General features: G+C 59.8%; 12 protein-coding genes. 6 read left to right on the top strand and 6 right to left on the bottom strand.

Features of this window, described 5'->3' with window-relative positions:
- From L1K66_RS10520 to hflX, 6 genes are all read left to right on the top strand, one after another.
- Positions 1-1,107 (top strand): two-component system sensor histidine kinase NtrB, encoded by a 1,107-nt coding sequence (locus L1K66_RS10520; RefSeq protein ID WP_252257843.1) that lies wholly within the window; start codon positions 1-3, stop codon positions 1,105-1,107.
- Positions 1,108-1,120: 13 nt separating this feature from the next.
- Positions 1,121-2,545: a sigma-54-dependent transcriptional regulator gene (locus L1K66_RS10515; RefSeq protein WP_252257842.1), complete on the top strand. Its 1,425-nt coding sequence runs from the start codon at positions 1,121-1,123 to the stop codon at positions 2,543-2,545.
- Positions 2,546-2,740: 195 nt separating this feature from the next.
- Entirely contained in the window at positions 2,741-4,909 is a 2,169-nt protein-coding gene (locus L1K66_RS10510; protein WP_252257841.1) for a sensor histidine kinase, read from the top strand.
- Positions 4,910-4,966: 57 nt separating this feature from the next.
- Complete coding sequence (gene ntrX / locus L1K66_RS10505; RefSeq protein WP_034954074.1) at positions 4,967-6,352, top strand: nitrogen assimilation response regulator NtrX; 1,386 nt, start codon at positions 4,967-4,969, stop codon at positions 6,350-6,352.
- A gap of 142 nt (positions 6,353-6,494) precedes the next feature.
- Complete coding sequence (gene hfq, locus L1K66_RS10500) at positions 6,495-7,091, top strand: RNA chaperone Hfq (RefSeq protein ID WP_252257840.1); 597 nt, start codon at positions 6,495-6,497, stop codon at positions 7,089-7,091.
- A gap of 17 nt (positions 7,092-7,108) precedes the next feature.
- Positions 7,109-8,413: a GTPase HflX gene (gene hflX / locus L1K66_RS10495; protein WP_252257839.1), complete on the top strand. Its 1,305-nt coding sequence runs from the start codon at positions 7,109-7,111 to the stop codon at positions 8,411-8,413.
- Position 8,414: 1 nt separating this feature from the next.
- Here the strand turns inward: hflX and mazG are convergent, their stop codons facing one another.
- The 6 genes from mazG to L1K66_RS10465 are packed head-to-tail and all read right to left on the bottom strand — an operon-like array spanning position 8,415 to position 13,509.
- Positions 8,415-9,197 carry a nucleoside triphosphate pyrophosphohydrolase gene (gene mazG / locus L1K66_RS10490; RefSeq protein ID WP_252257838.1) on the bottom strand — a complete coding sequence of 261 codons (783 nt, stop codon included), beginning with the start codon at positions 9,195-9,197 and terminating at the stop codon, positions 8,415-8,417.
- A gap of 45 nt (positions 9,198-9,242) precedes the next feature.
- Positions 9,243-9,425 carry a hypothetical protein gene (locus L1K66_RS10485; protein ID WP_034954069.1) on the bottom strand — a complete coding sequence of 61 codons (183 nt, stop codon included), beginning with the start codon at positions 9,423-9,425 and terminating at the stop codon, positions 9,243-9,245.
- Complete coding sequence (locus L1K66_RS10480) at positions 9,422-10,204, bottom strand: MBL fold metallo-hydrolase (RefSeq protein ID WP_252257837.1); 783 nt, start codon at positions 10,202-10,204, stop codon at positions 9,422-9,424. The genes L1K66_RS10485 and L1K66_RS10480 overlap by 4 nt, the downstream gene beginning before the upstream one ends.
- Positions 10,201-10,977 (bottom strand): TatD family hydrolase, encoded by a 777-nt coding sequence (locus L1K66_RS10475; RefSeq protein ID WP_252257836.1) that lies wholly within the window; start codon positions 10,975-10,977, stop codon positions 10,201-10,203. Before L1K66_RS10475 ends, L1K66_RS10480 begins: the two co-directional genes overlap by 4 nt.
- A complete protein-coding gene (metG, locus tag L1K66_RS10470) occupies positions 10,977-12,554 on the bottom strand; it encodes a methionine--tRNA ligase (protein ID WP_252257835.1) in 1,578 nt (525 codons plus the stop codon). Before metG ends, L1K66_RS10475 begins: the two co-directional genes overlap by 1 nt.
- Positions 12,547-13,509, bottom strand: a complete 963-nt coding sequence (locus L1K66_RS10465) for a DNA polymerase III subunit (RefSeq protein WP_252257834.1) — start codon at positions 13,507-13,509, stop codon at positions 12,547-12,549. The genes metG and L1K66_RS10465 overlap by 8 nt, the downstream gene beginning before the upstream one ends.

The raw sequence follows: 13,509 nt of genomic DNA, 5'->3' as shown, positions 1-13,509 counted from the left end.
ATGCCGTCGAACGAGGCCAGTGGAGCTGATATTTCGGGTTTCGATCCTTCGCGGCCCAGTGCCGAGGCGCAGATTGCAGGCCTTGTGTTTGCGCTCCTGCTGGTCGACGAAAACGCTATCATCGTCGAAGCCAATCACGCCGCCGAAAACATGCTGGGCGTCAGCGCCCGCCGCCTGATCGGCCGGCCCTTGCTCGACATTATCGGGCCGCTCGATCCGAGGGTTGAGAAACGGCTGAGCGATGCAGAGGCGGCTCTTGTCGCGCGTGACATCAGGATAAACGCCTCCGAGACTGAATTGCGCGTCAATCTGACAGTCTCCCCGCTTAGTACCAATCGCGCATGGCGGGTCATCACGCTGTCGCAGGTGGGGCATGAGGAAACCGGCAGCGATGACGAGCTGGCTTCGTCTATGGGCGCGCCTTCCATCCTGGCTCACGAGATCAAGAACCCGCTCGCCGCCATTCGCGGTGCCGGCCAGCTTGCAGCACGTAAACTGCCTCACAAGGACAAGAAGCTGGCGCGGATGATCACCGACGAGGTTGACCGGATTGCCCGCCTTATCGACCGGATGCAGCAATTGGGTGCTCGCCATGCAGAGGAGGCGGCTCCGTGCAATCCGCATGAAGCGATCCGCGCTGCGATCGCGACAGTGCGTGCTGCGGGCACGAACGGGGTCGAGATCACCGAGGAATTCGATCCTTCGCTACCCCCCGTTCTTGCCAATCGCGACGCGCTGGAACAGGTGCTGATCAATCTAATCACCAACGCCCGCGATGCGGCGAGTTCAGGGGCGAGGGGCAAGGTCACTATCCGAACCCGTTTCATCAGCGGCCTGGCCTTCAGCGCGATCCGGCTTGGTCGTGCGGTCCGCTTGCCGATTGAGATCACCGTCAGCGACAACGGGCCGGGGATCGATCCTGCCTTGCGCGATCGGGTCTTCGAACCTTTCGTCACATCGAAGCAATCGGGACAGGGGCTTGGGCTGGCACTGGTGCGCAAGCTGGTGCGGGACATGAACGGCAGCATCAGCCACGAACGCGACATACGCGCCGAACTGACGCATTTCAGGCTGCATTTGCCATTGGCTAAGCCGGGCGAGGAATAAGGGAGCATAGCACATGGCGGGCAGTTTGCTGCTGGTGGAGGATGACAGCGCGATTGCGACCGTGATTACCGCGGCGCTTGAGGACGAGGGGTTCGAAATCACCCGCTGCGCCACGATCAAGGAACGCGACGCCCTGTTGGCCTTGCACGGTTTCGACGTCATGCTGACAGATGTGAAGCTTGAAGACGGGGACGGGCTGGAAAGCCTTGCCGATGTTCGCGAAGCGGCGCCCGACATGCCGGTGATCGTCCTGTCGGCGCAAAACACGCTGGATACAGCGGTGCGCGCGAGCGACAGCGACGCCTTCGAATACTTCCCCAAGCCGTTCGATCTGGATGAACTGGTGCGCGCCGTTTGTCAGGCTGCGGGGGAGCGGGCCGATATCTCCGATACGCCCGCTCAGGGGGCAGGCGATGGCATGCCGCTGGTTGGTCGCAGCCCGGCGATGCAGGGTGTGTACCGCATGATCACCCGCGTCCTGCGCAATGACCTTACCGTGCTTGTCACGGGTGAAAGCGGGACGGGCAAGGAACTGGTGGCAGAGGCGATTCACCAGCTCGGCAGTCGCCGCACCGGTCCGTTTGTCGCGGTCAACACCGCGGCCATTCCCCACGACCTTATTGAAAGCGAGCTGTTCGGGCACGAAAAGGGCGCTTTCACGGGCGCAGTCGCACAGGCAATCGGCAAGTTCGAGCAGGCCAATGGCGGGACACTGTTCCTCGATGAAATCGGCGACATGCCCGCGGAGGCGCAGACGCGCTTGCTGCGCGCGCTGCAATCCGGGCGCATTCGCCGGGTTGGCGGCAGACAGGAAATATCGGTGGATGTCCGCATCATTGCCGCCACCAATCGCGATCTCGCCCCGATGATCGAGGCAGGCAAGTTCCGCGAAGACCTGTTCTATCGTCTCAACGTCGTTCCGATCGAACTGCCGCCCTTGCGGGAACGGCGTGAGGACATTGATGTTCTGTCACAGCATTTTCTGGCGCAGGCGGCAGAGGACGGATTGCCCCGGCGGCAACTCACGCCGGATGCAATTGCATCGCTTGAAGGTCGTAATTGGCGCGGCAATGTCCGCGAACTGCGCAATGTCATGTATCGCCTTGCGCTGATGTCGCGCGAGGACATGATCGACGCAACCACACTGACTGAAATTCTTGGCAAGGAAAAGCCGCTCGCGCTTGATCCCGATGGCGATGGTGACGACGGTATCGCCAAAGCGCTTGAAGTATGGCTGGTACGGGAAGAGCCGCCGAGCGGCACTGTCTATGCCAGCGCGCTCGCCGCTTTCGAGAAGCCGTTGATCGAGCACGCACTGGGCAGGACCGGGGGCAACCAACTTCGGGCGGCGAAATTGCTCGGCATCAATCGCAACACCCTGCGCAAACGCATTGGCGAACTTGCGATTGAACCCGATCGTTTCGCAAGACCGGTCTGACGCAAGCGAGCCACCTAACAAGACTTTTCACTTGCAAAAATGCAACACCATGGTTGTAACGGCGCAACCATGGCAGGTGCAGCGTTACAACCGGAGGCTACTGTAGAGGATCGGGAATCATTCCCAGCCAAGGATCCCCAGCGCCATTCACCGCGCTGGTGGCGTCAGTTCGCGGTTTCCGCTCGCCGCGCAAACGTGTTCCGCTGGATCGAGATCGGATCAGTCATCACGCTGGTGGCGGCGATTATCGCCAACTATCTCGCCTATTCCAGCCAGCCGGAGAATTCGGACGGTCTGCCCGCACTGGAAGTATCGCTGCTGCTGGTGGCCGTGCTGGTTCCGGCGATGGCGATACTGGTGCTTATCGGGCGCCGTATGGCGCTTGCACGGGCTGCGGGTAGCACCGCACGGCTCCACGTGCGTCTGGTGTTCTTCTTTTCGATCGTGGCAGCCGTTCCGACGCTGCTCGTATCCGGCTTTGCCGCCTTCCTGTTCCAGACAGGCGTCGCGTTCTGGTATTCCGATGAATCGCGCGGCTTGATGGAAAACGCCAATGCGCTGGCGCAAAGCTATTACGACGCCAATCAGCGCGAGGTTGAGCAGGAAACCATCACCATGGCCAGCGACATGCGGTTCATACTAGAACGCATGGACATAACCGATGCCGATTTTCCTGATTTCTATGCCGTGCAGGCCCAAGGACGCCAGATTTCCGAAAGCGCCATACTCCAGCGGCTAGATGACGGGTCACTGCGCACCGCCGCGATCCTCAACCTGCTCGAAGACAATCGGCCGCTGGAATTCAGCGCTGCCGCCCTGCCACGTCTCGATGCCGGGGAATTCGTGGTGGTTGAAGGCGGTCCGCAACGCATCGCTGCCGTGGCTCCGATTGATCGGAATGCCGGGATTTACCTGTACAGCGCCCGGACGACCGAAGAATCGATGTTTCAGCGATGGGAAAGCGCGCAGGCCATTTCCAGCGCCTATGAAACACTGACGATCCAGGCCCGCACACTCCAGCTGCGGTTCAACATCGCGCTGGTCGCTGTCAGCCTGTTGCTGGTGGGCATCGCCGTCTGGTTCGCGCTGCGTTTTGCGGATCGGCAAGTTGAACCGCTGACTGATCTTGTCGGCGCCGCACGCAAAGTGGGGCAGGGCAATTTCGCGCTCCGGGTGGAAGGGCGCACCGGGGCGGATGAAATCGGCCTCCTCAACCGCGCCTTCAACCGCATGACCGCGCAGCTTGAGAAACAGACTGACGCGCTGGTCAGCGCCAACCGACAACTCGATGATCGCCGCGCCTTCATGGAAGCGGTGCTGGAGTCGGTCAGTGCGGGAGTGATCTCGGTCGATCAGGACAGCCGCGTGCTTCTGATGAACAATTCTGCGCAAGCGTTGCTGGGCGGGGAAACCGTGTGCGAGCCAGCACCCGATGATCTGATGGGCCAGTCGCTTGCTGATCTGTCGCCTGATATCTGCGCGATGGTGCGCGAAGGCAAGAAACGCTCCATCGTAACGCAAGCGAAGGGTGGTGAATTGTTGACGCTGGCGGTGAAGGTCGCGCCAAGCGGCAGTGGCCATGTGATCACCTTCGAAGATATCACCCGGCAGTTGCTCGATCAGCGGCAGGCCGCATGGTCGGATGTCGCTCGACGCATCGCACACGAGATCAAGAACCCGCTTACACCGATCCAACTGGCGACCGAGCGATTGAAGCGCCGCTATCGCAAACAGGTGGAGGCTGAAGACGGCGAATTGTTTGATGAATTGACCAGCACCATCGTGCGTCAGGTGGGCGATCTGCGCAAGATGGTCGACGAATTCAGCAGTTTTGCACGCCTGCCAAAACCGGTCTTCCGTCAGGAGGATGCGCTTGATCTGGTGCGGCAGGCGGTCTTCCTTCAGGAAGTGGCGCACACCGATATCGAATTCGCCGTGACGGCTGACGGCCTGTCGGAGCGCGAGATACAATGCGATCGCCATCAGCTTGGTCAGGCGATGACGAATGTGCTGAAGAACGCTGTTGAAGCGGTTGAGGCTCGTTCCGCTGATCCGCCGCCGAATTATGCCGGGGCGATTTCGGTCACGCTCGAAGATGATGGTGAACGCATCCGGATTATTGTGGAAGACAACGGCATTGGCCTTCCGGCAGACCGTGAAAGAATCGTCGAACCCTATGTCACCACACGTGAGAAAGGGACGGGGCTTGGCCTTGCCATCGTCAACAAGATCGTCGACGAACATGGAGGCGACATGAGCTTCGCCAGCGCCAGCGTCGATCCGCGCTCGGGGGCTCTTGGCACGCGTGTCACCCTCAGATTTGCCCGCAATCCCCAAAGCAACGAAGGTGAGGCTGCCCGATGACTGCACCTCTTGCCCTGAAGTTTTCCCCTCAAAATCACTGCCCGCAAGGAGAGGCGCATGGCGCTTGAAATCCTGATTGTCGATGACGAACGCGACATCCGCGAACTGGTAGCCGGAGTGCTTGGCGACGAAGGCTATGAATGCCGCACCGCCGCCGATAGCACCAGCGCGCTTGCCGCTATTGACGAGCGCCGGCCGAGCCTTGTCCTGCTCGACGTCTGGCTGCACGGCAGCGAACTCGACGGGCTGGAAACGCTGGACGCGATCAAGCAGCGCGAACCTGACCTGCCGGTGATCATCTTTTCGGGCCATGGCAATATCGACACCGCTGTGTCCGCCGTCGGACGCGGAGCCATGGACTTCATTGAAAAGCCGTTCGAGGCGGAGCGGCTGTTGCTGCTGGTTGAACGCGCGACCGAGACCGAGCGGCTGCGCCGCGAAAACACTCAGTTGCGCGATTCGAGCTGGGGCGGGGCGGACTTCACCGGAAACTCACCCGCAATCAACGCTGTGCGGGCCACGCTGAAGCGGGTGGCAAACACCGGCAGCCGGGTGCTGATTTCCGGTCCTGCAGGGGCGGGCAAAGAAGTGGCCGCACGGATGCTGCATTCATGGAGCAATCGTTCCGACAAGGCCTTTGTGCTCGTCAACTCGGCCCGCATCACCCCTGAACGGTTCGAACAGGAACTGTTTGGCGAGGAAGTCGACGGGAAACAGGTGAGGCCCGGCCTTCTGGAAATGGCCGATGGTGGCACGCTCTATCTCGATGAAGTGGCTGACATGCCGCTTTCGACCCAGGCCCGGATCCTGCGGGTGTTGACCGAACAGAGCTTTGTTCGCGTTGGCGGTACACGGCAGATCGGTGTGGATGTCCGCGTTGTCTCCTCAACCACGCGCGACCTGAATGTCGAGATGGAGGAAAAACGCTTTCGCGAAGATCTCTTCTATCGCCTCAATGTCGTGCCAGTCAGCATCCCCTCGCTTGCAGATCGCCGGGACGACATACCCGCGCTCGCCGAACATTTCTTCACCCGCTATTCCAAGGACCAGGGCATCGTTCCGCCTGAGATTTCGGAAGAGGCGATGGCAGCGCTTCAGGCCTATGACTGGCCGGGCAATGTGCGCCAGTTGCGCAATGTCGTTGAGCGCACGATCATCATGACCCCGCGTGATAGGCTGACAGTGGTGGAGCCCGACATGCTGCCAAGTGAGATCTCCGGCGGACGGCTCGCAGGAGCGGGGCAGGGGCTTTCGAGCATGATGGGGGTTCCTTTGCGCGAAGCCCGCGAAACCTTTGAGCGCGAGTATCTGACAATCCAAATTCGTCGCTTTTCGGGGAACATATCCAAGACCGCGACCTTTATCGGGATGGAACGCTCTGCCCTGCATCGTAAACTCAAGCTGCTGGGCATGGCCGACCGCAAGGATGCGGATGGGAAGTGAGGAATTGACCGTCAAATTTGTTTGACAACAATTCAATCATTGCCCCCACGACGCGCAAGCTGCATTATATCGATCCGTCGCAAGCGATCTTGCGGCGAAACTGCGGACCGTAACGACGGCCGCCAAGAACAGGAGCATGAATATGTCCAGTGGGCGAACCCTCTCTCCGCGCCCTCGTACCAGCGGCCCCGCAAGTTCCGCCGGCACCTCGAACACAACATCATCTGCGCGCAGCGAAAAGCAGGCTAATCTGCAGGATGCGTTCCTGAATTATCTTCGGAAGAACAAGACGCCTGTTACCATGTTCCTGGTGAAAGGCGTGAAGCTTCAGGGGATTGTCACCTGGTTTGACAATTTCTCGATCCTTCTGCGCCGTGACGGCCAGTCGCAGCTTGTTTACAAACATGCGATCTCCACGATCATGCCCGGCGCGTCGATTGACGCGGAACAATTCAGTGCTCGCGGCGGAAATCGCAAGCAGCGCCTGCTTCAGGACGTGTTCCTCAGCCGCGTCAGCGTCGCCGGCGTGCAAGTCACCATGTTCCTCGTCAACGGCGTGATGCTGCAGGGGCGGATTGCCGCCTATGACCTGTTCTGCATGTTGCTGGAGCGCGATGGCGCTGTGCAGCTCGCTTACAAGCATGCGGTGTCGACAATCCAGCCCGCCAGCCCGGTAGACCTCTCCGAAGACGGTGATGATGCCTCCGACGAAGACGACGATTACGGGGCCGACTACTGAGCTTTGACGATGACCTGATGGATGAGGTCACCCGCGGTGCGCGGGCCCTGATCCTGTGCCCCGATATCAGGGCGTTCAAGTACGATCTCGACGCGAGCGAACGGCTTGCCGAAGTCGAAGGTCTGGCGTTGGCGATTGGCGTGGTGATCCAGCATTCGGCCATTCTGCCAGTACGCCAGATGCAGCCGAACACGCTGTTCGGATCGGGTCAGGTCGAAAACATCGCAATCTGGTGCAAGCAATATGAATGCGAGTTGGTGATCGTCGATGGGGCGCTCACACCGATCCAGCAACGCAATCTCGAAGACCGGCTCAAACGCAAGGTGATCGATCGCACCGGTCTGATCCTCGAAATCTTTGGCGAGCGCGCAGCCACGGCCGAAGGGCGCTTGCAGGTCGAATTGGCTCACCTCGACTACCAGCAAAGCCGCCTCGTGCGCAGCTGGACTCACCTTGAGCGGCAACGCGGTGGTTTCGGCTTCCTCGGCGGACCTGGCGAAACCCAGATCGAGGCCGACCGGCGCATGATCCGCCAGCGGATGGGCCGACTGCGGCGCGAACTGGAGCAGGTGCGCAAGACCCGCGCGTTGCACCGTGAGCGACGGGGCAGGGCGCCGTGGCCGGTGGTTGCCCTTGTGGGATACACCAACGCCGGAAAATCCACTCTTTTCAACCGCATGACGGGCGCGGACGTGATGGCGGAAGACCTGCTCTTCGCCACACTCGATCCGACGATGCGCGCGATCAGCCTCCCCGGAGTGGAAAAGGCCATCCTGTCCGACACGGTCGGCTTCATTTCCGACCTTCCGACACAGTTGGTCGCCGCGTTCAGGGCGACGCTTGAGGAAGTGACCGGTGCCGACATTATCTGTCACGTGCGCGACATGTCCAACCCGGCCCATGCCGCCCAAAAGAAGCAGGTGATGGAGGTGCTTGCCGATCTTGGCGTGGTAGATGGCGAAACCGGCATCAGTGAAATTCCCATCGTCGAGGTGTGGAACAAGGCCGATTTGATTGACGATGAAACGCTGGATGAACTCCGCGCGGCTGCCGAAGGCCATTCTGCAGTGCTATTGTCAGCCGCGACAGGTGAAGGGATGGACGATCTGGCAGCCACTCTGACAGGGATGCTCACGTCAAAGGCGCACGAGCTGATCATCACCCTGCCAGTATCGGACGGTCGGCGGCTTGCATGGTTGCATGCCCACGGTGAAATCCTGTCGGAAGAGGATGCCGGGGAAGGGGAGGACGGCCCGTTGCGGCGTCTGACGGTGCGCCTCAATCCCAAGGAATTGGGACAATATTCGGCCTTGGGGTCGTAACTTAAGACTGTTTCTCAGCCTGCTTGACCCGCTGCCAGTAGCTTTCCTGCTGATCGAGCGACAGGCGATCAAACTGATGTCCGTCTGCCGTTGCCAGCGCCTCCATTGCGCGAAAACGGCGCTCGAATTTCGCATTTGACGCCTTCAAAGCCTGTTCGGCATCTACCCCGTAGCGGCGGATGATATTGACCGCGACAAACAGCACGTCGCCTGCCTCCAGCAGCTTTTCCTCATCGCTGGCTTCGTTGAGTTCCTGCAATTCTTCCAGCAGTTTATCGGTTGGACCTTTGATATCGTGCCACTCAAATCCGACCCTGGCGGCGCGCTTTTGCAGCTTCTCTGACCGCAAAAGTGCCGGAAGCGCGGAAGCGACGCCGTCCATGGCGCTGGTGGAACCCGATTGCTCACGTTCGGCTGCTTTAAGGTCTTCCCAGCGTTTGCTGTCCATCACACCGTCTTGATCGCCAAAAATGTGCGGATGGCGGGTCTGCATCTTGTCGCTGATTGCGGTTGCGACATCATCAAAGGTGAAATGGCCGGCTTCCTCAGCCATGCGTGCGTGAAAAACGACTTGAAGCAGCAGATCGCCGAGTTCGCTGCGCAATTCGTCCATGTCACAGCGTTCGATCGCATCGGAGACTTCGTAGGCTTCTTCGATGGTGTAAGGCGCGATGGTTTCAAATGACTGCGCCAGGTCCCATTCGCAGCCATGTTCTGGATCACGCAAACGCGCCATGATTGCCAGCAGGCGGTCGATAGGGGGAGTTTCCGGGTTCTGCGCCATGATAGAATGATAATATATCTTATGTTAAATATCAGCTAGAGCGCCTCAGGTCGGCAACCTCGCCCCAAGCAAGTCCGCAGCAACGAACAAGCCGGCAAAAATCGCAAGCCACACAAGCGCCAATTGCAAAATCTTGCTCCAACCGAGCCGAAAACTTGCCAATGCGCTACCGGCAAGGATCAACCAACCAAGCAGCGCCACAATCGAGATCAACGAACCTTCGTTCACGCCACCATCTCCAGCCCATCAAAACCAACGGTCACAAAATCTGGAACCTCGCGCTCCAGCGTCCGGTAATCCATGCTCTTGTCGAGATGGCTTAGCACAAGCCGCTGCGCGCCAGAACGCTCTGCCAACTCAATTGCCATGGCAAGATGCGCATGGGTCGGATGCGGCTCCCGGCGCAAGCAATCGCTTACGAGGATATCGACGCCGTCAAACAGGTCGATCATATCCTCAGAAATAGCACTGAAATCGGTTGCATAGGCAATGGACTTGCCATCTGCTTCGAACCGGTATCCCGTCGTTTCTCCGCTGCCATGCTCCATCTGGCACCATTCCACCGAGAAACCGGCAACAATCTTCAGCCGATCCAGCGTGTCGATCGTGCATATGGTCGGGTAGCCATCCTGGCCGGCAAAGACATAGCCGAACCGCTGGCGCAGCCGCCTTACGGTCTCAGTCGATGCGAAGCCGGGAATTGGCCCGCCCCGCCCATAGCGCAGGACACGAAGATCATCGATCCCGTGGCAGTGATCCGCATGATCATGCGTCCAGAAAACGCCGTCGATACGGTTGATCCGATTGGCGAGCAGCTGCGCACGACAATCGGATGACGTGTCGATCAGCAGCCGCGATCCTTCGTCACTTTCGACGATGATCGATACCCGTGTCCGGCGGTTGCGCGGCTCCGAAGGGTCGCAATCCCCCCAATCGCCCAGGCCATCGGGCCCTCCGATGCGCGGGACGCCGGTGGACGTCCCCGATCCGAGCATGATCAGCTTCACAAGGTAACCTTGCTAAAAAGTCTGGCGAAATTCGCCGTGGTCTGCTCGGCAAGACGATCCAGCTCCGTTTCGCGCAGTTCGGCGACGAAACGCGCAGTATCGGCAACGAACGCTGGTTCGCATACCTTCCCGCGATTTGGCACTGGAGCAAGAAACGGGCTGTCCGTTTCCACCAGCAAGCGATCTTCGGGCACTTCGCGAGCTGTCGCTTGCAAGTCCTTGGCATTCTTGAAAGTTACGATACCCGAAAGCGAGACCGTCAGGCCCATTTCCAAGACCTTGCGACCGAATTCCGAAGATGCGGTAAAGCAATGGATCAGAGCGGGGAAAGCGCCCCTCCCCAATTCGTCCTCAAGGATTTCGAGCGTGTCCTGTTCCGCGTCGCGGGTGTGAATGATGACGGGCAATCCGGTTTCACGAGCGACGTCGATGTGCATCCGGAAAAGGCCGGCTTGCGTCTGCCTGTCGGAATGTTCGTAATAGTAATCGAGACCGGTTTCCCCGATGCCGATGACCTTGGGATTCTCCGTTGCTGCCAACAGCACGCTTCGGCCAAGATCGGCGTGTTTGTCGGCTTCGTGCGGGTGGATGCCGACGCTGGCGAAAACATCCGGTTCGCGATTGGCGGTCGCGACGACCTGTTCCCATTCGCTCTGCCGGGTCGAGATGTTCAGGAACGCCCCTACCCCTGCGTCACGTGCCCGCGAAAGCACTCCGGCCTGATCCTCGACCAGCCCTTTGTACTCGAGATGGCAGTGGCTATCCACCAGCATCAGGCGCTCTCCTCCTCCGCTGCGGGAAGTTCGAGGCGCGGGAACAGCGGCGTCGGCTTGTCGATCCGGAACCCGCCCTCAGCCAGCGGCGAATACCAATGCTCGCCAATACCGGAATAGCTGCGGTTCGCGCCCGGAATGCCCATCAGATCGAGCAGCTTTTCCGAGCTTTCGGGAATGACGGGCAGGATCGCGACGGCGAGCTGTGCAATGCAGATGTAAAGCGTCGCCAGAACCGTTTCCATCCGCTCAGGATTGGTCTTGCGCAAAGCCCACGGCGCTTCTGAATCGATATAGGCGTTGCACGCAAATACCGCTTGCAACCAGGCCTCTACCGCCTGTTGCAGCGCCAAGGCCTCGAATGCGTCGGGCAATTCTTTGGACACCGCGCGGCCCACCGTCTCGAACAGGGTCTTATCGGCATCAGTGTGGCCATGAATTGCGGGCAGATGGCCATCAAGGTTCTTGGCGATAAAGCCCAAGGTGCGCTGGGCAAGGTTGCCGAACGCATTGCCCAATTCGCCATTGGAGCGTTCCACGATAGCCTCTGGCGAATAGCTGCCATCTTTTCCGAAAGCGACTTCGCGGATGAGGAAATAGCGCAAGGGATCGACCCCGAACGTCTCAGCCAGGCCGATGGGATCGGTGACGTTGCCCAGAGATTTCGATTCCTTCAGGCCGCGATTGAGCAGAAACCCGTGACCAAACACCGCCTTGGGAACGGGGAGTTTCGCGCTCATCAGGAACGCCGGCCAGTAAATCGTGTGGAAGCGCACGATGTCCTTGCCGATCAAATGCAGGCTCGCGGGCCAGAATTCGGCCATTTCGGGTGTGTCGTCCGGGAAACCGAGGCCGGTAAGATAGTTGGTGAGCGCGTCGACCCAGACATACATTACGTGATTGCCTGAACCGGGAACCTTCACCCCCCAGTCAAAGCTGGTGCGGCTGACGGAAAGATCACGCAAACCCTGCTCGACAAAGGCGATCATCTCATTGCGGCGGCTCGCCGGTTCGAGAAAGCCTGGGCTCCTCAGCAGTTCAAGCAGTGGCTCCTGATATTTCGACAGCCGGAAGAACCAGCTTTCCTCGACCGTCCATTCCACCGGAGTGCCTTGCGGCGAGAGCTTTTCGCCGCCCTCGCCTTCGACCAGCTCGCTTTCGTCGTAATAGGCTTCGTCGCGAACGGAATACCAACCTTCGTAACGGTCAAGGTAGAGATCCCCAGCCGCTTCAATCCGCTGCCAAAGGGCCTGGCTGGCGCGGTGATGATCGTCTTCGACGGTGCGGATGAAGCGATCATAGGAAATATTGAGCTTTTCATCCATCAGCTGGAAATAGCCCGACATTTCGTCGGCAAGATCACGCGGTGTGCGGCCCTGTTCTTCGGCCTTGCGCGCCATTTTGAGGCCGTGTTCGTCTGTCCCAGTCTGGAACCGCACACGGCGACCGCGCAGGCGCTGGAAACGGGCGATCACATCCGCGGCAATCCCTTCATAGGCGTGGCCGATATGCGGCTTGCCATTGGGGTAATTGATTGCGGTTGTGATATAGTAGGGGGAGTTTTCGGGTTCAGCCATGGGCCTGCTCGCTAGCCGGGGCAGCGCGCGTGAGCAAGCTCCCGATTTCAAGCGCGAGCAGGCCGGTGTCGAAATTATACGTCGGCGCCTGTGCCGCAAGGGCGACCATCTCAACATGCGCTTCGATCAGGCGTGCGCGATGAACCGAATTGGACGCGCTGCGCACCTTCTCCGCGATGATCGCCTGCGCAAGCTCCATCACCGCCTGCAAACGGTCTCGGTCAGCGCGAGGACCGATTGCCTGTGCAAGACTTGCCCGCCCGCCAAGCCGCGCATCACCATCGCTGAGCAGCGCGTTGATCTGCTCGGCCACGGGCCCAAGATCTTGGCCTGAAAACCGCAAGGCCGCGCCATATGAACCTTCCGCCGCGCGGATGGCTGTTTGCAGGTTACCGCCATGTCCGGATGTCTCGAGCATTTCCTCAAGTTGCCGGTCAGTAAGTGTCGGGAACCGCAGGATACGGCAGCGCGAGCGGATAGTCGGCAAAAGCCGGGCGGGCCTATGCGTAACCAGCATGAAGAATGTGCCGGCCGGTGGCTCCTCGAGGCTCTTGAGCAGCGCATTGGCCGAATTGACCTCCATGTCATCCGCCGGATGGATGATGACGACGCGGCGCGATCCCAAAGTCGGGCGTACAGTAAGACGGCGCTGCATTTCGCGAATTTGATCAACCCTGATGCTGCGAGCAAGTTCGAACGGCTTGCCTTCAGCCGCCGCAGCTGCCGCCTTCTTGTCCTTGGGTCCGTAGGTGACGGTGAGAATGTCAGGATGTTCACCAGCCGGCTGTGCAACTCCGGCTTCGGCGACAAGTTCGCGTGCGGCCGCCAACGCAAAGTCATATTTGCCAAGGCCGCTCTTGCCCGCAAGCAGCCAACCGTGATGCATCCGGGTGCCGCTCATTGCCGTCCGCCATTGGCGCCATGCTTCCTTGTGGTTGGGCCAGCGAATGTCCAT

Source organism: Erythrobacter aurantius (assembly GCF_023823125.1).
In the GTDB taxonomy this organism is placed as follows: Bacteria; Pseudomonadota; Alphaproteobacteria; order Sphingomonadales; family Sphingomonadaceae; genus Erythrobacter; species Erythrobacter aurantius.
Note: the sequence above shows the minus strand (reverse complement) of the source record. Positions and strands in the feature narration are given on the sequence as shown.